This window comes from Pseudomonas sp. XP1 (genome assembly GCF_053557675.1).
Map to the genome: position 1 here is coordinate 82,363 of NZ_JBNRIJ010000017.1, position 21,771 is coordinate 104,133.

Annotated in this window: 15 protein-coding genes; 4 read left to right on the top strand and 11 right to left on the bottom strand. The window is 64.3% G+C overall.

Annotated elements, in window-relative coordinates:
* Positions 1-138 precede the first annotated feature (138 nt).
* A complete protein-coding gene (locus tag ACK1U9_RS16270; RefSeq protein ID WP_046614244.1) occupies positions 139-1,515 on the bottom strand; it encodes an oligosaccharide flippase family protein in 1,377 nt (458 codons plus the stop codon).
* A gap of 96 nt (positions 1,516-1,611) precedes the next feature.
* Between ACK1U9_RS16270 and ACK1U9_RS16275 the strand changes: the two genes are divergently transcribed.
* The 3 genes from ACK1U9_RS16275 (at position 1,612) to galE (ending at position 6,813) form a co-directional block, all read left to right on the top strand.
* Complete coding sequence (locus tag ACK1U9_RS16275) at positions 1,612-3,138, top strand: O-antigen ligase family protein (RefSeq protein WP_135001941.1); 1,527 nt, start codon at positions 1,612-1,614, stop codon at positions 3,136-3,138.
* Between the two features lie 5 nt (positions 3,139-3,143).
* Positions 3,144-5,759 (top strand): cellulase family glycosylhydrolase, encoded by a 2,616-nt coding sequence (locus ACK1U9_RS16280; protein WP_449110019.1) that lies wholly within the window; start codon positions 3,144-3,146, stop codon positions 5,757-5,759.
* A gap of 79 nt (positions 5,760-5,838) precedes the next feature.
* Positions 5,839-6,813: a UDP-glucose 4-epimerase GalE gene (gene galE / locus ACK1U9_RS16285; protein ID WP_449110020.1), complete on the top strand. Its 975-nt coding sequence runs from the start codon at positions 5,839-5,841 to the stop codon at positions 6,811-6,813.
* A gap of 139 nt (positions 6,814-6,952) precedes the next feature.
* Here the strand turns inward: galE and ACK1U9_RS16290 are convergent, their stop codons facing one another.
* The 7 genes from ACK1U9_RS16290 to ACK1U9_RS16320 form a co-directional block, all read right to left on the bottom strand.
* Positions 6,953-8,593 carry a fatty acid--CoA ligase gene (locus ACK1U9_RS16290; RefSeq protein ID WP_449110021.1) on the bottom strand — a complete coding sequence of 547 codons (1,641 nt, stop codon included), beginning with the start codon at positions 8,591-8,593 and terminating at the stop codon, positions 6,953-6,955.
* An 11-nt stretch (positions 8,594-8,604) separates the two neighbouring features.
* Positions 8,605-10,383, bottom strand: coding sequence for an acyl-CoA dehydrogenase C-terminal domain-containing protein (locus tag ACK1U9_RS16295; protein ID WP_449110022.1), 1,779 nt, complete (start codon positions 10,381-10,383; stop codon positions 8,605-8,607).
* Positions 10,376-12,841, bottom strand: coding sequence for an efflux RND transporter permease subunit (locus ACK1U9_RS16300; RefSeq protein ID WP_108481481.1), 2,466 nt, complete (start codon positions 12,839-12,841; stop codon positions 10,376-10,378). The genes ACK1U9_RS16295 and ACK1U9_RS16300 overlap by 8 nt, the downstream gene beginning before the upstream one ends.
* A 15-nt stretch (positions 12,842-12,856) precedes the next feature.
* The gene (locus tag ACK1U9_RS16305; protein ID WP_108481480.1) at positions 12,857-13,852 is read right to left on the bottom strand and encodes a WD40/YVTN/BNR-like repeat-containing protein; all 996 of its coding nucleotides are present in this window, start codon (positions 13,850-13,852) and stop codon (positions 12,857-12,859) included.
* A gap of 21 nt (positions 13,853-13,873) precedes the next feature.
* Positions 13,874-15,232, bottom strand: coding sequence for a DUF1329 domain-containing protein (locus ACK1U9_RS16310; RefSeq protein WP_046616694.1), 1,359 nt, complete (start codon positions 15,230-15,232; stop codon positions 13,874-13,876).
* 38 nt (positions 15,233-15,270) lie between these two features.
* On the bottom strand, positions 15,271-17,226 hold the full coding sequence (locus ACK1U9_RS16315) for a DUF1302 domain-containing protein (RefSeq protein ID WP_449110023.1): 1,956 nt from the start codon (positions 17,224-17,226) through the stop codon (positions 15,271-15,273).
* A 74-nt stretch (positions 17,227-17,300) separates the two neighbouring features.
* A complete protein-coding gene (locus ACK1U9_RS16320; RefSeq protein WP_046616696.1) occupies positions 17,301-17,879 on the bottom strand; it encodes an RBBP9/YdeN family alpha/beta hydrolase in 579 nt (192 codons plus the stop codon).
* A gap of 206 nt (positions 17,880-18,085) precedes the next feature.
* On the opposite strand from ACK1U9_RS16320, the gene ACK1U9_RS16325 reads away from it, so the two are divergent.
* Complete coding sequence (locus ACK1U9_RS16325; protein WP_108481478.1) at positions 18,086-19,096, top strand: AraC family transcriptional regulator; 1,011 nt, start codon at positions 18,086-18,088, stop codon at positions 19,094-19,096.
* A 196-nt stretch (positions 19,097-19,292) separates the two neighbouring features.
* On the opposite strand, the gene ACK1U9_RS16330 is transcribed toward ACK1U9_RS16325, so the two are convergent.
* The 3 genes from ACK1U9_RS16330 to ACK1U9_RS16340 are packed head-to-tail and all read right to left on the bottom strand — an operon-like array spanning position 19,293 to position 21,582.
* Complete coding sequence (locus ACK1U9_RS16330) at positions 19,293-19,619, bottom strand: Rieske (2Fe-2S) protein (protein WP_284385915.1); 327 nt, start codon at positions 19,617-19,619, stop codon at positions 19,293-19,295.
* On the bottom strand, positions 19,616-20,269 hold the full coding sequence (locus ACK1U9_RS16335; protein WP_284385916.1) for a DsbA family oxidoreductase: 654 nt from the start codon (positions 20,267-20,269) through the stop codon (positions 19,616-19,618). Before ACK1U9_RS16335 ends, ACK1U9_RS16330 begins: the two co-directional genes overlap by 4 nt.
* Complete coding sequence (locus ACK1U9_RS16340) at positions 20,266-21,582, bottom strand: MFS transporter (protein WP_108481476.1); 1,317 nt, start codon at positions 21,580-21,582, stop codon at positions 20,266-20,268. The genes ACK1U9_RS16335 and ACK1U9_RS16340 overlap by 4 nt, the downstream gene beginning before the upstream one ends.
* Between the last annotated feature and the right edge of the window lie 189 nt (positions 21,583-21,771).

Sequence of the window (21,771 nt, forward strand, 5' to 3'; positions counted from 1 at the left end):
TGCTCCGAACAGCGCACCACCAACGCCCAGCAAGACACAACTCTGGAGAAAGCCTCTACGACCCACTTGCTCAGTACAGAAAGTAAGCTTCCCCATGATCCCGTGACCTGTATCTTAGTTTTCACCCGACAAGCCGCGTTACAGCCAGTTGAAAAAGGCTGTCAGCAGCGCCCCGCAAAGCGCCCCGACCGCGAGCATCGGCAGCACCACCAGCTCACGGTTGAGGCTGAAGATATCCAGCTTGCAATTCACGTACACGATCAGCACCAGAGTTGGCATGGTATGCAAGGCAACCCCCCAGATCGCCCACTCCACCCCGCCGATCGCCAGCAACAGCGGCAGCAGCCCCCACAACGAAACCAGGCGAATGATGTTGTCCATGGCCTGGTACTTGGTCAGGCCCAGGGCAATCCATACCTGATGAGCCAAGGTATAGCGCAACATGAAGAACGACAGCGAAAGAATCGCCAGCATCGGGCCGGCTTCACGGTAACGGTCGTCGTACATCCAGCCGATCAGCAGCGGGCTGGCGGTCAGGAAACCGCCACAAATGAACAGCACCAGCAGGTCGACCAGCAGACGGAAGCGGTGATACAGGGCCTTCAGGCGCTCCTTGTCGTCGGCCCGGGCCGCTTCGCTGAAGGCGGGCAGCGCCACGGCCCCGAAAATTTTCATCAGTGCAGTCTGCACGGCGCCGAGGATAAGCACGGCGATCGAATACACCCCCAGTTGGGCCGCCGTCATGCTGGCGCCAAACCACAAGCGGTCGCCGTACATGGCCAGCACACCGACCATCGACGACAGCAGGATCCAGCGGCCGAACACGATCAGTTCGGTCAGCGCGCTGCGGTCCCACTGCAGACGGTTGCCTTGCCCCTCCAGGGCGGTATGGCCCAGCAGGGTCCAGGCCAGGGCCGACACCAGGCCGGCAATCACCAGCGCCCAGACCGAATGCGTCAGGTAGCCCAACACCAGCATCACCACCAGGCCGACCACCTGCGAGGCCAGGTCGACCAGCACCACGCGCTTCTGCTGGAAAGTGCGTACCGCCACATCTATCTTGGTGGACTGGAAACCCCAGATCACCGCCGACAGTCCGGTCGCCGCCAGCACCAACGGCAACACCGGTGCGGCATAGGTGGAGCCCGCCGGCCACAGCTCGGCCAGCTGGGCAATCCAGGCGCCCAGGGCCAGCAGCAACGTCAGGGCAAACAGCACGAAGCCACGGATGATCTGCACGGTCCATGCGGTATTGAGAAAATGCGGGTCGTCACCGCGATGGCTTTGGATGATGTTCTGGCGCAGACCGACATCGGACAGTAGATGCAGAAGTACCGAAACGGTGGTGGCGATGACCATCACCCCGAACATTTCCGGCAGCAGCAAACGGGCCATGATCAGGTTGCCGCCAAGGCGCATCACCTGTGACGCCACTTGCGAAACCAGGTTCCACGACCCAGCCCTCAGGGCCCGCTTGCGCAGGCTCGCGGTGGCAGACACATCAATCGACGGCATGACGTCAATCTCTGACTGATTGGCTAAAAGGTCACTATAGTTTCAATCAGCCACGATGCTAGCCGTTGCCCACCGACGCAAAGGTGCACATAGCCAATGCCTGAACATTTTCGTGCGTTGATCGTCATCCTGTTTCTGGCGAGCGTGGTCTTCCTGCTGGCGCGGCGGCCTGCCACCGACCTGGTCCCGCTGAGCGACTTCAAGCGCCGGCGCAACCTGTGGTTCCTGCTTACCCTGCTGGCCTTCTTCTCGCACAGCTTCTGGCTTTACCTGGGTGCTGGCGCCGTCATCCTGTACGTCGCCGGGCGCCGCGAACATAACCCCATGGCGCTGTTCTACATGCTGCTGTTCCTGGTCCCGCCGGCTTCGGTGCAGGTGCCCGGGTTTGGCGTGGTCAATTACCTGGTCGATCTCAACCATATCCGCCTGCTGACCCTGTGCGTGCTGCTGCCGGCGGCACTGGCTCTGCGCCGACAAGGCGACAACCTGCGCTTCGGCCGCACCTGGCCCGACAGGTTGTTGGCGGCCGGCCTGCTGCTGATGAGTGTGCTGTACCTGCGCGAAACCACCCTGACCGACACCCTGCGCCAGACGCTGTATCTGTATGTCGACGTGTTCCTGCCGTATTACGTGGCCAGCCGTGGCCTGCGCCAGATCAGCGACTTCAAGGACACCCTGCTGGCTTTCGTGCTTGCCTCCTTCGTCCTGGCCCTGATCGGTGTGGCCGAGTACGTGCGCCACTGGCTGCTGTACAGCGCTCTGGTCGACGCCATGGGCGTGCCATGGAGCATGTCCGGCTACCTGAGCCGTGGCGGATCGCTGCGCGCCAGCGTCACCACCGGGCAGGCGATCGCCCTGGGCTATGTGATGAGCGTGGCCATAGGCCTGTTCCTGTTCGTTCAAGGTTACGTGCGCCGCCCCCTGCAGCGTGCGCTGGGCGCGCTGCTGCTGGCCGCCGGGCTGTTCGCACCACTGTCCCGTGGCCCGTGGATCGGCGCCGTGGTCATCGTGGTGGTGTTCATCGCCCTGGGCAAAGGTGCGGTCAGGCGCCTGGCGCTGCTCGCTGCGGCCGGCATGCTGGCCCTGCCCTTGCTGACCATCGTGCCCGGTGGCGACAAGGTACTGGACATGCTGCCGTTCATTGGCAGCCTCGAGAAAGAGAACATCACCTACCGCGAACGGCTGATGGACAACTCGTGGATCGTCATCCAGCGCAACCCGCTGTTCGGCTCGTTCGACTTCCGCAACACCCCGGAAATGCAATCGATGATCCAGGGTGAAGGCATCATCGACATCGTCAACACCTACATCAACCTGGCGCTGCGGGTCGGGCTGGTCGGGCTTGGCCTGTTCGTGGCGTTCTTCGCCACCGTACTACACGGTATCCGCAAGGCCATGCGCAGTTTCCCCGACAAGGACGACGAACAACGCCAGCTCGGCCGGACATTGCTGGCGACACTGATCGGCATCCTGGTGATCATCTTCACCGTCAGCAGCATCACCTTCATCCCGGTGGTGTACTGGACTGTCGCCGGGCTGGGCGTGGCCTACATCCAGATGGTCCGCAGGCTGCACAACAGCCAGGCCATCGCGCTGGCCGACCCCGGCCTTCAACCAAGGTGACGCTCATGAGCCTGCTCCCCCTGCGCAACCGGAGTTTTCAAACCCTGCTGCGGGTTTCGGCCATTGCCGGCCTGGCCTTGCTACCGCTCACCGGCTGGGCATCAGCGTGGCAAGCCAGTGTCGATGAACAGAACGGCCTGCCCACGGTGACCCGCGGCGGTGGGCCGGTGATGAAAGCCAAGTTCGATTTCTGGGCGGCCAACTGGAGCTGGACCGGTTTTGCCACGACGTTCAAGGTAGTTGGCCCCTACCACTACGTGCTGCAGGGCAAGAACAAGGAACTGGACTTCGACCTTGCGGCGGATATCCGCAAGGAGCAGGCGCAAACCTTGAGCTGGGCCTTCGACCTCGACGCCCATAGCCGCCAGACCGGAGTAATGGGCGGCGGCATGGTGTTCCAGTTCGACCCAGCGCAAATAGCCGGAGAGATGGGCACCCCGCAGCTGCTTCCCGGCAACCGTGGCTGGTCATGGGGCAAGGCTGACCAGGGGCGGCGCATCGAAATGCGCTTCGACCCACCACTGGCCAAGGTGTATTTCGAGCGCGGCAACCCGTCCGAACTGCGTGCGTTCATCTACAGCGACCCGATCAACGCCGGTCGGCAGCAGATCAAGGCGATGTTTAACATTACCGGCGACATCGAGCTGGGGCCCACGCCCAGCGAACGCTTCGGCCTGGCCGACCCAACCGCTTGGCCCGACGACCAACTGGACTGGCGCACCTCGCCAGTAGACCTGTCATTCCTCAATGCCACGGAAAAGCCTGCCGGCAAGCACGGCTTCGTCAAGGCTGTCGGCGAGCAGCTGATGTTCGAAAACAACACCCCGGTGCGCTTCTGGGGCACCAACCTGTCCGCCTATTCGCTGTTCAAGAGCCCCGACGAAGAAATCCGCCAACAGGCCAGGCGCCTGTCGGCACTGGGTTTCAACCTGGTGCGCCTGCATCACCACGATTCGCCCTGGGTCAGCCCGAACGTGTTTGGCGACGGCACGTTGGTGCGCGATACCCAGCAGCTCAGTGCCGAATCGCTGCGCAAGCTCGACCTGTGGATCACGGCGCTCAAGGACGAGGGTATCTATATCTGGCTGGACCTGCACGTGCAGCGGGCACTCACCGCCAATGACAACATCGATGATTTCAAGGAACTGGCCAAGGGCGAGGACCACATCGACCTGAAAGGTTACGCGTATGTGAACCGCAGTATCCAACAGGCGATGAAGCGCTTTGCCGAACAGTACCTGACCCATGTGAACGAATACACCGGCGTGGCCTACAAGGACGACCCGGCCATCGCCGCCATACTGCTCACCAATGAGAACGACCTCACCCAGCACTATGGTAATGCCCTGATGCCGAACAAGGACGTACCGCACCACAGCGACCGCTACATGGAAGCGGCCAAAGCTTTCGCCAAACAGTACGACCTGCCCACCGACCTCACCTGGCGCGCCTGGGAGCATGGCCCTTCGAAGCTGTTTCTCAACGACCTGGAACAGCGCTTCAACGCCGACATGATCGCCCACCTGCGCGGCCTCGGCGTGAAAGTGCCGATCGCCACCACCAGCACCTGGGGCGGCAATGGCCTGAGCGCACTGCCGGCACTGACTGCAGGCGATGTCATCGATGCCCATGCCTACGGTGCCAACGGGCAGCTGGAGAAGAACCCGTTGACCAGCGACGGCATGATCGACTGGCTCGCCGCCGCGCAGGTAGTCGGCAAACCACTGACCGTCACTGAGTGGAACGCCGAACCCTTCCCGCTGCCCGACCGCCACTCGCTGCCGCTTTACGTGGCCGGTAACGCTGCCCACCAGGGCTGGGATGCCATGCTGCAATACGCCTACAGCCAGCAGGCTTTCAACCCGGGCTGGCGCACGGCGGACAACTGGCACGCCTACAACGACCCGGCGATGATCGCCACCCTGCCCGCTGCCGCCCTGCTCTATCGCCGTGCGGACGTGAAGCCGGCCACTACCCGCTATGTGTTCGCGCCGACGCCCGCCACCCTGTACAACCAGGAGATCACCCCGCGCAATTCACCGCTGCTGCGCACGGCCATGGAAAAGGGCCAACTGCAGATCGCCCTGCCACAGACGCCGGAGTTGCCCTGGCTGAAACCCGCCGCCATCCCTGCCGGTGCGCAGGTACTGCACGACCCCGGGCAGTCACTGCTGCCAGCCGACGCCACAGAAGCGCTGAGCGACACGGGCGAGCTCAAGCGCAACTGGCAACAGGGCATCTATACCATCGACACACCGCTGACCCAGGCCGCCACCGGGTGGCTGGGAGGTCGTTCGATCAGCCTGGGCGCCATTCAGGTGCAAGCACGAACGCCGTACGCCAGCGTCGTGGTGCAAAGCCTGGACGGCAACCCCCTGGACCAGTCGCACGAACTGCTGCTGTCGCTGGGTACCCGTGCCGTGCCCAAGGGCGATTACAAGACACCCTTCAACGTCGAGCCGTTTACCGGCACCTTGCGCATCAAGGCACCTGCTGGCCTGAAGCTGTTCGCACGGGATGCGCAGGCACAGTTGAAACCGTTGCCGATGGCTTACCAGGATGGGCACTACAGCATCACGTTCGACGGCAAGTACATGTCCAACTGGCTGTTCTTGAAATAGGGCATATGGCCATCTACCCTCACCACAGACCTGTAGCTGAAAAGCGCGGCTGTACAACAGCAGAGTCCGGGAGGCATGGATGAAGTTTCTGGTTGTCGGTGGCGCAGGCTACATTGGCTCGCACATGGTCAAGCACTTGCTCGTTGCGGGCCATGAGGTGGTGGTGGCGGACCTGGTCTCGCCCGGCCCCGGCATCCAGTGGGCAAAACTGGATATCGCCGACGAACCCGCCCTGGATGTGCTGTTCGGGGTTTGCCGTTTCGATGCCGTGTTTCACTTTGCCTCGTTCATCCAGGTGGGCGAGTCGGTCAGCGTGCCAGGCAAGTATTACCAGAACAATGTCGCGGCCACCCTTTCCCTCCTGCAGGCCATGGTGAATGCCGGTATCAGGCACCTGGTGTTTTCTTCCAGCGCGGCCGTTTACGGCAACCCGCAGTACGTACCGATCGACGAAGCGCATGCCAAGGGGCCGATCAACCCGTACGGGCTGAGCAAATGGATGGTCGAGCAGATTCTCGAGGACTTCGACCGGGCTTACGGCTTGAAGTCGGTATGCCTGCGTTACTTCAACGCAGCGGGTGCAGACCCGGAAGGCCAGCTGGGAGAGCGCCATGACCCGGAAACCCACCTGATCCCGTTGATCCTGCAGGCCGCTTCGGGCCGTCGTGATGCGGTAACGGTATTTGGCCGCGACTACGACACGCCGGATGGTACCTGCATACGCGACTATGTGCATGTGGCCGACCTGGCGGCGGCTCATGCGCTGGCGGTGGATTACCTGCTGTCGGGTGGCGAGCGAACCGCGTTCAACCTGGGCAATGGGCTAGGTTTTTCGGTGCAGCAGGTGATCGATACGGCGCGGGCGGTGACCGGCCGGCAGATCCGCACCCTCGATGCCGCCCGCCGCCCCGGCGACCCGCCCCGGTTGGTGGCGGATGCTGGCAAGGCCATGCGCATGCTGGGCTGGCGGCCGGAGTTTGCCACGCTGGAATCGATTGTGCGGCACGCATGGCAGTGGGAGTTGCAGTTCCCCTGGGCTCATCGCCAAAGCTGAGATCATGGGGCTCGCTACCCAGCTGAAGGAATGCGCCATACCCTGTGGGAGCGGGCGCGCCCGTGAACACCGGCGCAGCCGGTGCCATCCACCGCGTCGCCTGCTCTTACAGGTGCCAATCAGCCGGCCCTTCCAGCATTCAGAGAAATACCTGCCGGATCCGCTTCTTGTCGATCTTGCCAACGCTGGTCTTGGGGATCTCCTCCACGCAACGCAGCTGCCGCGGTATCGCCCATTTGTTCAGCTGCCCGCTGTCGACAAACGGCTGCAGGTGTCCGGCCAATCCCGCCTGGTCGAACTGCATGCCGTCGCAACAAACTACCAAGGCCAACGGTTGCTCACCCCACTGCGGGTCCGGAATACCGATCACCGCCACCGATGCGACAGCCGGATGCTGGCTGATCAGGTTTTCCAGCGCCACCGAACTGACCCACTCGCCTCCGGTCTTGATCACGTCCTTGATCCGGTCACGAATACGCACCACACCCGCCGGGTCGATGCAGGCCAGGTCGCCGGTATGCATCCAGCCCCCCAGCCACAACGCGGCACCCTGCTCCGGTTCATGCAGGTAGCCCTGGGTCAACCACGGTGCACGCACCACGATTTCACCCAGGCTTTCGCCATCGCGGGGCACATCATTGCCTTCAACATCGACGATGCGCAGGTCCACTAAAGCAATCGGCACGCCAGCATCGATACGCAGCGGCAGTTGTTGCGCCATGGGCAGTGCCAGCAGGTCGGCGCTCAGGTGGGTGATGCTGAGCAACGGGCAGCTTTCCGACATGCCGTAGCCACAATGCACGCTGATACCGCGCTCGCTGGCACGCTGCGCAAGGCCCAGGGTCAGGGCGCTGCCGCCCAGCAGCATCTTCCAGCCGCTCAGGTCGGCGCGGCGTCCTTCCTCGCTGTCGAGCATCATCTGCAGCACCGTGGGCACGCAATGGGAGAACGTCACGCCTTCGTCGCGGTACAGGCGCACCAGGCGGTTGGGCTCGTAGCGCCCGGGGTAGACCTGCTTGATGCCCAGCGCCGTAGCCACATAGGGCACGCCCCAGGCATGCACGTGGAACATCGGCGTGATGGGCATGTACACGTCGCCGCTGCGCAGCAGCGGCACCTCGCCGCACGCAGCCAGGGTGCCCTGCTCGACCAGGGTATGCAGCACCAGTTGCCGGTGGCTGAAGTACACGCCCTTGGGGTTGCCGGTGGTTCCGCTGGTGTAGAACAGCGTGGCCAGCGAGTGCTCGTCGAAATCCGCGAAGTCGAACTGCGGCTCGGCAGCCGACAGCAGCGCTTCGTACTCACCCAGCAACGGCACATCTTGCGCTGTGGGGTCGCCTTCGCCGAGGCGGATGAAACCCTCGACCGTCGGCAAATCATCGCGCAATTGCGCCATCAATGGCAGGAAGTCGTCATGCACCAGTACCAGCCGGTCCTCGGCATGCTTCATGGTGTAGCGCACCTGCTCGGGGGAAAGGCGAATGTTCACCGTGTGCAGCACCGCACCCAGCATCGGCACGGCAAAGAAGCACTCCAGCGCCCGGTGGCTGTCCCAGTCGAGCAAGGCAACGGTGTCGCCAGGCTTGACCCCGGCGGCGGTCAGCACATTGGCCAGGCGCTGAATGCGTTCGAGCAGCGTGGTGTAGGTGTAGCGCAGCTTGTCGGCGTAGACGATTTCCTGGTTCGGCTGGTAGCGCACGCCCGACAGCAGCAGGCGCTTGATCAGCAGCGGATAGGCGTAGGCCTGCTCGGCCGCGGGCATGATGCGAGTGGTGATCATGTCGGCGGCCTTCACAGTTGCCCGGCCTCGAGCAGGTACAGGCTGTCGCTACCGGCCCTCACACTGGCGCTCAGCGAATGAATGCGTGGCAGCAGGCGGGCAAAGTAGAACCGCGCGGTGCCCAGCTTGCCAAGGTGGAACGGCTCGGGGGCCGCATGACACTGGCATACCACGGCCATGCGTGCCCACAGGTAGGCGTAGAAGGTGTAGCCAAACACCTGCAGGTACTCCACCGCTGCCGCGCCAAGCTCGCGCGGGTTGCTCTGGGCGCGGTCGAGCAACCAGGCGGTGAGCTCGTCGAGGTTGCGCACGGCAGCCAGCAGCGGCGCACCGAACTCGGCGCACGCCGCAGGCAGCATCTTGGCAAAGGCGGTAATTTCCTCGGACACGCTGCGATAGGCCTGGCCGCCATCGGCAAACAGTTTGCGCCCCACCAGGTCGAGGGCCTGGATGCCGTTGGTGCCCTCGTAGATCTGGGTGATGCGGCAGTCGCGGATCAACTGCTCCTGACCCCACTCGCGGATATAGCCATGACCGCCCAGCACCTGCTGGCCGTGCACGGTGGTTTCCAGCCCCATGTCGGTAAGGAAGGCCTTGGCCACCGGTGTGAGCAACGCCACCTTGGCCTCGGCCTGGGCGCGTGCGACCGGGGCCTCGCTGTACTTGGCCAGGTCCAGCTGCAGTGCCACATAGGTGGAGAATGCCCGCCCGCCTTCGTTCAGCGCTTTCATGGTCAGCAGCATGCGCCGCACGTCCGGGTGGACGATGATCGGGTCAGCGGCTTGCCCCGGCGCTTCGGCGCCGGTCGGCGCACGCCCCTGCTGGCGATCACGGGCATAGGCGATGGCACCCTGGTAGGAGCGTTCGCCCAGGGCCAGGCCCTGGATACCTACGCCCAGGCGCTCGTAGTTCATCATGGTGAACATCGCGTTGAGGCCCTTGTTCGGCTCGCCAATCAGGTAGCCGATTGCACCGTCGAAGTTCATCACGCAGGTGGCCGAGGCCTTGATGCCCATCTTGTGCTCGATCGACCCGCAACTCACCGCGTTGGCCTCGCCCAGCACGCCGTCGGCGTCAACCTGCACCTTGGGCACCAGGAACAGCGAGATGCCCTTGGGCCCGGCTGGCGCATCCGGCAGCCGCGCCAGCACCAGGTGGATGATGTTCTCGGTCAGGTCCTGCTCACCGCCAGTGATGAAGATCTTGGTCCCGCTGATGCGGTAGCTGCCATCGGCAACCGGCTCGGCGCGGGTGCGAATCAGGCCCAGGTCAGTGCCAGCGTGCGGCTCGGTCAGGCACATCGAACCGGCCCAGCGCCCTTGGTACATGGGCGGCAGGTACAACGCCTTCAACGACTCACTGGCATGGTTGAGCAGCGCCAGGCAGGCCCCGGCGGTCAGCATCGGGTACAGGCCGAACGACAGGTTGGCGGCATTGAGCATTTCTTCGAGCTGGGCGCCGATCACTTTCGGCATGCCCATCCCCCCATATTCCGGGGCACCAGCCACACCCACCCAGCCATCTGCGGCGAATGCCCGGTAGGCATCGGCGAAGCCATCGGGGGTACGTACCTGGCCCGCCTCCCAGCGGCAACCCTGCTCGTCACCACTGCGGTTGAGTGGCGCCACCACCTCGGCAATCAGCCGGCCGGCCTGTTCGAGCACGGCCCGGGCAGTATCCCCATCGACCTGCTCGGCCAGCGCGGGCGTTTGCGCCCACCAGGCCGGGATGTCGAACACTTCGTTGAACAGAAAATCCATGTCGCGCAGTGGCGGAAGGTAATCAGACATGAGGCGAACACTCGGTTTCTTGGGTTTGCGGAAGCGACGTGGCCTGGGCCTCGGCAGGTGCCGGGGCGGCCTGGCCACGCAGGAGGAAATGCGACAGCGCAGGGATCAACACCAGCGCGCCGAGCATGTTCCACAGAAACATGAAGGTCAGCAGCAGGCCCATGTCGGCCTGGAACTTGATCGGCGACCACGCCCAGCCGACCACGCCGGCTGCCAGGGTGATGCCGACCAGCCCGACCACCCGGCCGGTGAAGGCCACGGCTTTCTGGTAGGCCTGGGCCAGGCTCAGCCCGGCGCGCTGGTAGTGCAGTTGCACGCTGAGCAGGTACAGCGCGTAGTCCACGCCGATGCCTACGCCCAGTGCGATCACCGGCAAGGTGGCGACCTTGACGCCAATGCCCATGGCTACCATCAGCGCCTCGCACAGTACCGAGGTGAGCATCAACGGCAGGATCGCCACCAGCGTGGCGCGCCAGCTACGGAAGGTGAACAGGCAGAACAGCGTGACTGCCAGGTACACCAGCAACAGCATGCGGTGGTTGGCCTCGCTGACCACCACATTGGTGGCGGCCTCGATACCGGCGCTGCCGGCGGCCAGCAGGAACTGCTGTTCGGTGCTGCTGTTGGCCTGGGCAAAACGCTCTGCCACGGCGGCCACCTGGGCCAGGGTGTCGGCGCGATGGTCCTTTAGGTAGGCGATTACCGGCATCAGCGAGCAATCGTTGTTGAACAACTCAGGGGCGTTGACCGATGCCTGCTGGGCGGCGTAGTTGAGCACGTCCTGGTTGCGCTGCAGGCTGTTCAGGCGCGGGTTGCCTTCGTAGGTGCCGGCGGTGATCTGGCGCACGGCATTGGCCAGCGACACGGTGGTCTGCACACCCGGCAATTGCTGCAGCTCCCAGGCCAGGCGGTCGGCAAGCACCAGTGTCTGGTATTGCAGGCACCCTTCCGGAGCGGTCTTGACCATCACCGCGAAGGTATCGCTGGACAGCGCGTAGTGTTGGGTGATGTAGGCATTGTCGAGGTTATAGCGGGAGTCGGCGCGCAACTCGGGGGCACCGCTGTCGAGGTCGCCGATTTTCAGTTGCAGGCTGCCCCAGATACCGAGGGCGCCCAGGGCCAGCGCCACCAGCAGTGCGGCGCAGGCCCATTTGCGTTCGGTGAAGCGGTCGAGCAGGTCCCACAGCCGGCCGAAACCTCGGTGCTGGGCTGCGCGGGCGTCGATATGCAGGGCCCGCTCGGCAGCCTTGCGGCCAACACCTACATAGGACAGCGCCACCGGCATCAGCAGCAGCGAGGTGAAGATCAGCACCGCCACGCCGATGCTGGCGGTGATCGCCAGGTCCTGAATCACCGGTATGTCGATCAGCATCAGCACGGCAAAGCCCACCGCATCGGCCAGCAATGCAGTCACCCCGGCCACGAACAGGCGGCGGAAGGTATAGCGCGCTGCCACCTGACGGTGGGTGCCACGGCCGATGTCCTGAAGGATGCCGTTCATCTTCTGCGCCGCGTGGGATACGCCGATGGCAAAGATCAGGAATGGCACCAGGATCGAATACGGGTCGATGGCGTAGCCCAGCCAGGCCACGATGCCCAGCTGCCACACCACTGCGGTCAGTGAACACAGCACCACCAGCAGGGTGCTGCGCAGGCACCGGGTGTAGCAGTAGATGATCAGCAGGCTGGTCAGCACCGCCAGGGCGAAGAACGCCATCACCTGGATCAGCCCGTCGATCAGGTCGCCCATCAGCTTGGCAAAGCCGATCACATGGATGCGGTACTGGCCGCTGGCCTGGTACTGGCTGCGCAGTTGCTCGAGCTTCTGCGAGAAGGCGTGGTAGTCGAGGCCCTTGCCGGTGGCCGAATCCTGGTCGAGCAGCGGCACGACCAGCATGCTCGACTTGAAGTCCCGCGCCACCAGGCTGCCGACGATGTTGGCGCGCTCGATGTTCTGCCGCAGCTGCTCGATGTCACCCGTAGCGCCCTGGTAGCCGTCGGGCATCACCGGGCCGCCCTGGAAGCCCTCCTCGGTCACCTCGGTCCAGCGCACCGCAGGGCTCCACAGCGACTTCACCCAGGCCCGGTCCACGCCCTGGCTGAGGAACAGCTCGTCGTTGATGTGGCGCAGGGTCTGCAGGTAGCCCGGGTCGAAGATGTCGCCCTGGGTGTTCTCCACTACCACCCGTACGGCGTTGCCCAGGCCACGCAGTGATGGGCGGTTTTCCAGGTAGTTCTGGATGTAGGGGTGGCTCTGCGGCAGCATCTTGTCGAAGCTGGGGCGCAGCTCCAGGCGGGTCAGCGCCATGTAGCCCAGTACCAGGGTCGCCAGCAGCATGCACAGCAGGAACGGCAGGCGATGGTTGAACACCAGGCGCTCCAGGCAATTGCCCGAGCGTGGGTCGAAATCGTCGAGGTTGCGGATTACCGGCAGGGTGTCTTGGCGGGTTGCGGCCATCAGGGTCTTCTCTTGTTATGGGTGCAGCGTGGGGTTGCCGGCCTGGTTGCGCACGCCCCGCTCGCCCACCAGGACCAGGCCGTTGCCGGTATCGGTGGCGAGCGCGGTCACCGGGCCACGGGCGCTTTGCGGCACCGGGCTGAAGCTTGCGCCATCATCCCGGCTGAGCAGCAGGTCGCCAGCCTGGCTGGCCAGCCATAGCTGGCCGTAACGGTCGACACCGGCGGCGGTGAGGCTGGTGTTCACACCCGTGCTGACCGGTTGCCATTGCCGGCCGCCGTCGGTACTGCGGTAGGCATGCCCGCGCAAGCCGTAGACCAGCAGTACGCCAGGCTTGCCGACAGCACCGAACAGTGTGCCGGCGTAGGGTGTCTCGAAACGGCTGAAACGCTCACCGTCCTGCTTCAGCAGCAGGCCTTGCTCGCCGGTGATGTACAGCTCGTCACCCACCGCGGCCAGGCTGGTCAGGTGCAGGCCTTGGGGGTTATCGCTGTGGTCGAGCCAGGGCTGCCAGTGCTCGCCGCCATCAACGGTGCGCAACAGCAGGTTGAACACGCCGACCGCATAGCCATTGCGGGCATCGCCGAACCAAACGTCGAGCAAGGCATTGTCGCTACCTGTGCCCGGCAGTTGCTCGGCCAGCGCCCGGCCATCCAGCTGCTTCTGCCAGTGCACGCCGCCATCACGGCTGTGCAGCACCACGCCATCGTGGCCAACCGCCCAGCCGAGCTCGGGCGTGGCGAAGCTCACGGCATTAAGATCGGCGCTGACCGGCACCTGGGCCTGCTGCCAGTGCGTGCCATGGTCGTCGGAGTACAGGATGTGCCCACGCGGGCCCACCGCGACCAGGCGCTGGCCAGCCAGGGTTACATCGCGCAAGGCGCTGCTGGCGACAAGGGCGCTGGGCATGGCGGGCAGGTCCAGCACATCGGTGAAGGGCGCAGCCTGGGCCGCGCCCTGCAGCGCGGCCCAGGCCAGAACTACCACGCTGCATCGTTTGAAGACAGACATTGCCACCTCTGCTCCGTGCGCTCAGCGAATGCCGTTGCCGGCCAGCGACTCGGGCGACCACTGGGTTTTCGACAGCGGGTCGATGTAGCGGATGCCGCCGTAGGCACCGACTACGCCATTGAGGTTGTAGGTGCCGCCGATCAGGTCGTAGATCATGAAGGGCGTGGCGTCCGGGGTCTGTTTGTCGTAGCTCTGGGTGAGGAAGGCGAACGAGCCGCGGTACAACTGGCCACGGGCGTCGTACTGGTCCGAGGCCAGAGCGATCCAGCTGTCTTCATCGAGGTAGAAGCGGCGCTTGTGGTAGATATGGCGCGCACCGTCCTTGAGCTTGCCTTCCACCACCCACACCCGGTGCTTCTCCCAACGCACGAACTGCGGCGCCAGGTGGTTGGGGGTGATCACCTGCTTGACGTCGGTGTTGTAGGTCAGCTGATAGGTGTTGTACGGCACGTACATTTCCTGCTTGCCGACCAGGGTCCAGTCGTAGCGGTCCAGCGCACCGTTGAAAACGAACACATCATCGTAGGTGCCCGAACCCGAGGTGCCCGGGTTGGGCGTGTCGTAGGCCAGGTTCGGCGCCAGCTTGACCCGGCGCTGACCCGGCAGGTACTGCCAGGCGCTGCGTGGTTGCACCAGCGGGTTGGCGGCGTCGCGCAGCATCATTGCTTCGCCGGCACGGCGTGCGGGCCCGGTGTACACCAGCTTCATCTGGTAGTAGGTGTCCTTGGCACCGATCGGCTTGGTCATGTCTTCGTATATCGGGTAGCTGATATTGGCCTGGCCGGTGGTCGACAGCGATGGTTTGCCAGCAGCGTCGACGTTCCACGAGTCGTACTTGGCAGTCATGCTCACGCCCTGATAGCGCAGCAGGAAGTTCCACATGGCCTCGGCGCCGTTCTGCGGAATGGGGAACGGGATGCCCGGCAGCACGTTGTCTACCGCAGTGCCGCCCTCCTTGCTGTTGGCGCCGGTGGCGTTCTTGCGGGTGTTGTCGAGCACCGCTTGCGGCAGCGCCACGCTACGGTGGGTCGGGTACACATCGACGCGGTAGCTGGGGTAGCGCTTGAGCAGCTCCAGGGTGGTGGCGGTCAACTGGCCCTTGTACTGCTCGGCGTTCTTGCCATCGATGACCAGCAGCGGCTTGTCGCTGGCGAACGGGTCGGGGCGCATGCTGGCGCCGCTCTGGTAGCTGGCTGGCGGCGTCAGCAGGCCGCCCTGGTAGGCCGGGATCGAGCCATCGGCGTTGCCGGCCTTCTCCGCGCCGATGACGGTCAGGCTGGTGCCCAGGCGCGCCGCCTGATCAGTGGAAACAGCGGCCTGTGCAGCGTTCAGGGCGGCCAGTGACAGGCACGAGGCCAGCAGGGTACGTACGAAATTCATGATGGTTGTCTTCCTGTGCAGGCTGTAGGAAACATGACTCAGAAGGTCGTCTTGACGGTCAGGTACAGGGCGCCACGGTCCTCGGTGGTGGCACCACTGCCGGAGAAGGAGGCGTAGCCGCCGCCGTAGCAGGTGTAATCCTGTTCGCCGTCCAGGGCGTTGGGGGTGCTGCCGTCGGTCTGGCCGTCCTTGCAGGCCTTGGTCTCACCGAAACTGTCGACGTACTTGAGGTCGACGAAGTACTGGTTGTAGATCGCGGCGCTCACGCCCACCGCATAGTTGCCAGTGTTCTCGGCGCCACCGCCCTGCACCGGCGACACGCCGTCGAGGCCGACGTTGACCGATAGCGGCATGCTCAGGTCCATACCTGGCAGCACCTGGTACCAGGTAGGGGTGAAGTTGACGGCGATGCCCCAGTTGTCGCGGGTGGCCTTGTCGATACCGTGGTAGCTGCTCTTGCCCTTGTACAAGGCCTCGTTGTGGCTATCGAGCTTGAGCAGGTTGCTGTAGAACAGCTCGCCGAGCAGGGTTGCCGAATCGAACAGCGGCGTATCGCCAATGGTCATCAGGCCGTTCAAGGTCCAGTGCAGGGTGTCGCCGGTGGCGCTCAGGCCGTCGCCATCCTTGGGTACGTCGTAGATCACCCCGCTGCTGGGCAGGCGTGCCGGCAGCAAACCAAAGCCGCCACCCAGGCCACCCTGGCCGGGGGCGCTGACGATTGCCGGGATGCTCGCCAACGGCATGTTGTGGCGAATGTTCAGGTCGCTGCCGACACTGATGCCGCCCACATCCTTGGACAGGCTCAGGCCATAGATGTCGATGTCATCGGAGTAGGCGAACTGGTAGGTAGTGCTTTGCAGCGAGTTGTACAGGTTGCCGACTGCACCTTGGCGGCTGCCCGGCGGGTTGCCGAACGGGCCGTTGGCGACGGTCATGCCGCGTGCGTCGAGCCAGGCCTGTGGGAGGATCTCGGAGGTCTTGCGGTAGTAGAAACCGAGGGTGCCGCCCAGCCACTCGGGCGACCACTTGGCCATGATGCCCCAGTCGCCGCTCTTGCCGGGGTTCAGGTCATGGCCACGGCGGATGGTGGTCAGCGCACCGCGCACCGGGATCAGCCCCGGGGTGCCGGTGTGGCCGAGCAGGAAGCTTTGGGCGCCCTCGCCTACCACGTCCGAGCCGCCATAGTAGGTACCGGCTTCGGGCAGGCGGGCGGCGTCCCAGTCGAAGAAGTACTGGGCGCCCAGGGTCAGTTCGGAGTTGACCAGGAACGAGGTCGACAGTTGGTTGCGCGGTACGAACAGCTCCTTGGCCTCGGTGCCCGGCGAGGCAGCCAGCTTGGCCAGGTCGAGGCCCGACTGGCCATAGCTTAGCGAGTGCACCGGGTTGAGCAGGGTTTCACCCCAGAACAGGTTGTGCTGGCCCAGCTTGGCGCTGACCTGCGAGGCCTCGCCGACTTCACGGCTGAAGAACACGAAGGCATCCAGCACTTCACCGGACGGGCCGCTGTAGTAACGCTGGGCGTAGTTGCTCAGGTGCGGGCTGCCCAGCGGCACACCGGTGCCGGGCAGGCCATTGAGGCTGGGGTTGATGCCGGACTGGTCACCGTTGCCGTTGACGAACGGGTTGCTATTGGAGCCGGTGTTGTCATAGGCCTTGTCGTACCAGCTGGCGGTGCTGACGCGCAACCCGGTGTTGCCCTGGTAGACCACGTCCAGTTCGGTCAGCAGGTCGACCCTGTTGGTGATGTTGGTGCCGGCCTTGCGGAAGTTGTAGTCACCGTCGTTGCTGTTGGGCGTACCTAGCATGCGCTTGTCGGCGCTTTCGGTGCGTACGCCGTAGTTGTACTTGACGGTGTTGTCGAAGCGCACGGCCCAGTTTTCATTACCGGTATCGACTTCGAACGCCTGGGCGGCGGGCAGCGTGAGCAGCCCGATGGCGCAGGCAAGCAGGCAGCGCTGTGGTTTCACAGCACGGTGAATGCGGTGTTCTGGCATTACGATGGCTCCACGTATTGTTATTGTTCTTTTCGCCGCCCGTCTTTTGCGAGCGTGGCTGGGGCGTCCATGCGCTATTGCAGGTTGGGCTGGTCCAGTCGCAGGATGAAGGCCTCGGCCTGCGGCCAGGGGCCGAAGCCGGAGGCCGGATTGAGGTGGCCGACGGCCCCCAGTGCGACCAGTTCACTACCCCAGCCTTGGGCCAGGGTGCTGGCTGCGGCAAAGCTGGCCAGGTGGTCGTTGCTACTGGCCGCGACAATGCTGGGGAACGGCAACGGCTGCTGGGGCAATGGCGACCAGCCGTGCTCGGCCAGGCTGGCCGGGCTTGGGTAGTGGGCCGGCCATGGCGCGTTCAGGTCGGGCGGTGCCGCCAGCAATGCACCCTTGATCGGCCGCCGGTAGCGCGCCGCCCAGTGGGCGACCATCAACACGCCAGCGCTGTGCGCCACCAGGATCACCTCACCATCGATCTGGCCCAGTTCGCGCTGGATCGCCTCGACCCGGGCCGTGCAGCTCAGGCCGTCGACTTGCAGCGGCGGGACGCTGCGTACCTTGGCCAGGCGGCCTGCGAGCAGGGTCTGCCAGTGTTCGGCGACATGGTCGCGCAGGCCGGGGACGATCAGCACGGTGGCGGTGGTTTGCAGTTTTTCCACGGTGAACCTCATGTGCGGTGTAGCTCTTGAGGTTCACAGTAAACAGCCCACCCACCGGGTGCTTCACATTGGGCGTCAGGGGCTTTTCATTTGATGACAATGGCCATGACGGGGCTTTGCTTTTCAATTCATGACACGCAGGCTATAAGACACAAAACGCATGTCGGCATACCCAACAACAAGAAACCGCATGGAAAACAAAAAAAATGCCTGCCCTAGTCCGTGCCGCCAGCTTGACCAACTACCTTGAGGTGTCCCGCCACCTGGGCCTCAATCCCCAAGCGCTGTTGGCACAGGTTGGCCTAAGCGCCGCGTTGCTCGAAGACCCCAACAGGCGTATTCCGGTTGCCAGCGTCATCGCCTTGCTGGAAGCCTCCGCCAACGCCAGCCGCTGCGAAAGCTTCGGCCTGCGCATGGCCGAATTGCGGCAACTGTCGGACTTCGGCGAAATCAGCTTGCTGCTCAGCCACCAACGCACCCTGCGTGATGCACTGCAGGTGATCGTGCAATACCGTCACCTGCTCAATGACGCACTGGCCATTCATATCGAGGAAGCCGGCAAGACCGTGGTCATTCGCGAGGAAGTGATCAACGAACGCGCGCCCTGCAGCCGCCAGGCCACCGAGCTGGCAATCGGCGTGATGATGCGCCTGTGCGCGGCGCTGCTGGGTGCGCATTGGCACCCGATCAGCGCCAACTTCACCCACGCGCCTCCTGCCGACCTGGCCACCCACCGGCGCATTTTCGGCTGCACGTTGGTGTTCGGCAGCGAGTTCAACGGTATCGTCTGCCCGGCCGCCGACCTCGACACCGCCAGCCCGCAGGCCAACGAGGCCATGGCGCGCCTGGCGCAACGCTATCTGGACAGCCTGCCAGCGGGCGGCACGCCGTCCCTGGAGCTGGAGTTGCGCAAGACCATCTACCTGCTGCTGCCCATGGGCCGTGCCACCATCGAGCAGGTGGCACAGACCCAGGGCATGAACGTGCGCACCCTGCAGCGTCGCCTGGAAGAAAGCGGGTTGACCTTCAAGGACCTGATCAACAGCGTGCGCCGTGACCTGGTGATGCGCTACCTGGAGAACCCCGGCTATTCGCTGGGGCGTATCGCCGACATGCTGGGTTATTCGATGCCAAGTTCGTTCACCCGCTGGTTCATCGCCCAGTTCGGCATGCCGCCGGCCAGTTGGCGGGCACAGCGGGATGATCAAGGGCTTTAGCTTGAACCTGGTACGGCCGCTCCTACAATCGACCGCGTCAAGCAGTCAGGCAAGGCCCCAGTGCATCAACGCCAGCACCAAAAGCACAAGAAACACGCTCTCCCCCACCATCAACGCCAGGGTCGACAGCGCCGACACGCCGATTACGGTGAGAGGGTGCGAATACGCTGATGGGTAGCGCCAAGTGCCAGTGTATTCATTGTCCCGCTTCCTCACCGTCAAATACGATGTAGACCTGACCGCCCTGCTGCTCGACCGGGTAGCTGGTAACCTTCAAAGCCCTGGAATTGACCAGGTAGCCGCTGGCCAGGTCAAAGCGCAGGCCATGCGCGCAGCACTGGATGACACGGCCTTCCAGCCGGCCGCCGCACAACGACGCGCCCTGGTGCGGGCAGCTGTCTTCGATGGCATAGAGCGAGTCGGCAACGTTGAACAGCGCCACGCCGCGCCCTTCGCAGGCCAACAGCACACGGCCGCCACGTTCCGGCACCTGATGGGGGGCCAATGCAATACGTCGGGTCATGCCCTCTCGACCTCTTGCAGCGCTTCGGTCATGGCCGCATACAGCACCTCGGCAGGCTGTGCACCTGCGATGAGCGGCCCATGATTGAAACGAAAACGCGGCACGGCACTGCCAGCGCGCCCGGCCCCATCGAGGAACGGGCTGCCGTCGTCACGCAGGCAGTCGATGACCTGCGCGGTATCCAGCCTGCAACATTGGGCGATGTCGAGCAAGGTGCGGCTATCCCCCAGGTCGCGCCCCTGGTGGAAATAGGCGATGAACAGCTGCGCCAGCAAGGCTTCCAGTTGCGATGGTTCGAGCAACTGGGCAGCCCGTTGCAGCAGCCGATGGGCATTGCCGGTGTTGGGCATGCGGCGAATACGTGAGAAGTCGATGTCCTCGCCTACCACACGGGCAGCGGCGCGCACCTGGGCCTGGCGCTCGCGTACCGCCTCCTCGCTGCCTAGGCGTTGCAGATAGAAGGCATGAAACGGCACGCCACCGGCTGGCAAGCCAGGCAACAACTGCACACCTCGCCATTGCAGTTGTACTTGCACTTGCGGCTGTTCGCGCTGCAAGTGCAACAGGGCGGCCTGCAGGTGCCGCTGGCCAATCAGGCACCACGGGCAGACGAAATCGAAGAACACTTCGACGGACAACAGCTGTTTCACGGTTTCAACTCCCGGGGTGCGTCGGCAGTGTCGTGTGCCGGTGTATGCAGACGGTCCATGTCGCGGTGGTAATGACGTTTGGCGAGGAAAAACACCCCCGCTGCGCCGATGCTCATCAGCGGCACCAGCTGGAAGGCGGCATGCAGGCCGACCAGGTCGGAAACGCGCCCGGTGATCAGCGGCCCGGTGGCCAGGCCCAACAGGTTGTTGGCCAGGGTCAGGGTGGCAAACGCGGTGCCGTGCACCGAGGCGTGGGTGAGGTTGGCGACCATGGCACTGGACGGGCCGTTGGTGCCGGCGGCGATCATCATGCCCAGGCAGATCAGCACCAGTTGGGCAGTTCCGGCTGGCAGCGCGAAAGCGAGGGACAACAGCGCGCAACTGCCCAGGCAGTAGGCGATGGCCAGGCTGATCTTGCGGTCCGGGCGCTGCCGCCCGAGGCGGTCACAGAGCATGGCGCAGAGGATCATGCCGATGCCGCTGCACAGCACGATGACTGCCGCAATAGCCCCGGCGCGGTCGGTGCCCATGGCGTAATAGCGGTTCAGGTAGCTGGGCATCCATACCATCACGGTGCCGCCAACGAACAGCTGCAGCCCGCTGCCGACGTAGGCCGCGATGACCGAGCGGCTGCTGTACAGGGTGCGCAACGGGCGGCCGGCCTTGCCTTGCGACTGCTGCGTGCATCGAGGCGCAATACGCGCCTCCTTGACGATCAGCGGGTACAGCATCGCCAGCACCAGGCCGAACAGCGCCATGCCGGCGAATGCCCAGCGCCAGCCCAGGTGCTGGGCCAGTACACCGCCCAGGGCCATGCCCAGCACCGAGCCGAACATGCCACCGGCCATGAACGCGCCGGCCAGGGTCGAGCGCATGTCGCGGGGGAACACGGCGACCACCACGGCGATGCCGACGCTGCCGTAGGCAGCTTCGCCTACCCCGACCAGAAACCGCGCGATGAACATTTGCGGGTAGTTTTCCGCCAGGGCGCAGCCGAGGGTGGCCAGGCTCCACAGAACCGCCATCAGCACCAGGCTGCGCACCCGGCCGAAGCGGTCGGCCAGCAGCGACAGCGGGAAGGTCAGCAGGCCGACCATCAGCGCGACGATACCGCTGAGCAGGCCGAGCTGGCTGTCGCTCAATGCCCATTCGCCCTTGAGCAGCGGGAACACCGCGTTGAGCACCTGGCGCGACATGTAGTCGGAGATCAACAGGCCAAAGGTCAGGGCGAAGACCACCCAGGCATAGCGCCGGGGGACGCTGTGGGCGGTGTCGGTGCCGGAATCTTCGGCACTGGCGAGATAGGTGGCCATGTTGCCTCCTTGGGTGCGGGGCGTGAGGTTGTTCTTGTTGTTATGGGTTACAGCCAACATTCATGTTGCTTTTGGGGGCCTCTTCGCGGGCTCGCCCGCTCCCACAGGGACAGCGCGGACCTTTGGGCCAGTGCCGTACCTGTGGGAGCGGGCATGCCCGCGAAGAGGCCGGGCCTGCCGTACCAGCAT

Bases quoted from the DNA above. Each gene is read 5' to 3' on its own strand.
- ACK1U9_RS16295 (WP_449110022.1), bottom strand. From the start codon at position 10,383: ATGTCTGATTACCTTCCGCCACTGCGCGACATGGATTTTCTGTTCAAC.
- ACK1U9_RS16290 (WP_449110021.1), bottom strand. From the start codon at position 8,593: ATGATCACCACTCGCATCATGCCCGCGGCCGAGCAGGCCTACGCCTAT.
- ACK1U9_RS16305 (WP_108481480.1), bottom strand. From the start codon at position 13,852: ATGTCTGTCTTCAAACGATGCAGCGTGGTAGTTCTGGCCTGGGCCGCG.
- ACK1U9_RS16325 (WP_108481478.1), top strand. From the start codon at position 18,086: ATGCCTGCCCTAGTCCGTGCCGCCAGCTTGACCAACTACCTTGAGGTG.
- ACK1U9_RS16315 (WP_449110023.1), bottom strand. From the start codon at position 17,226: ATGCCAGAACACCGCATTCACCGTGCTGTGAAACCACAGCGCTGCCTG.
- ACK1U9_RS16300 (WP_108481481.1), bottom strand. From the start codon at position 12,841: ATGGCCGCAACCCGCCAAGACACCCTGCCGGTAATCCGCAACCTCGAC.
- ACK1U9_RS16330 (WP_284385915.1), bottom strand. From the start codon at position 19,619: ATGACCCGACGTATTGCATTGGCCCCCCATCAGGTGCCGGAACGTGGC.
- ACK1U9_RS16280 (WP_449110019.1), top strand. From the start codon at position 3,144: ATGAGCCTGCTCCCCCTGCGCAACCGGAGTTTTCAAACCCTGCTGCGG.
- ACK1U9_RS16340 (WP_108481476.1), bottom strand. From the start codon at position 21,582: ATGGCCACCTATCTCGCCAGTGCCGAAGATTCCGGCACCGACACCGCC.
- ACK1U9_RS16310 (WP_046616694.1), bottom strand. From the start codon at position 15,232: ATGAATTTCGTACGTACCCTGCTGGCCTCGTGCCTGTCACTGGCCGCC.
- galE (WP_449110020.1), top strand. From the start codon at position 5,839: ATGAAGTTTCTGGTTGTCGGTGGCGCAGGCTACATTGGCTCGCACATG.
- ACK1U9_RS16270 (WP_046614244.1), bottom strand. From the start codon at position 1,515: ATGCCGTCGATTGATGTGTCTGCCACCGCGAGCCTGCGCAAGCGGGCC.
- ACK1U9_RS16275 (WP_135001941.1), top strand. From the start codon at position 1,612: ATGCCTGAACATTTTCGTGCGTTGATCGTCATCCTGTTTCTGGCGAGC.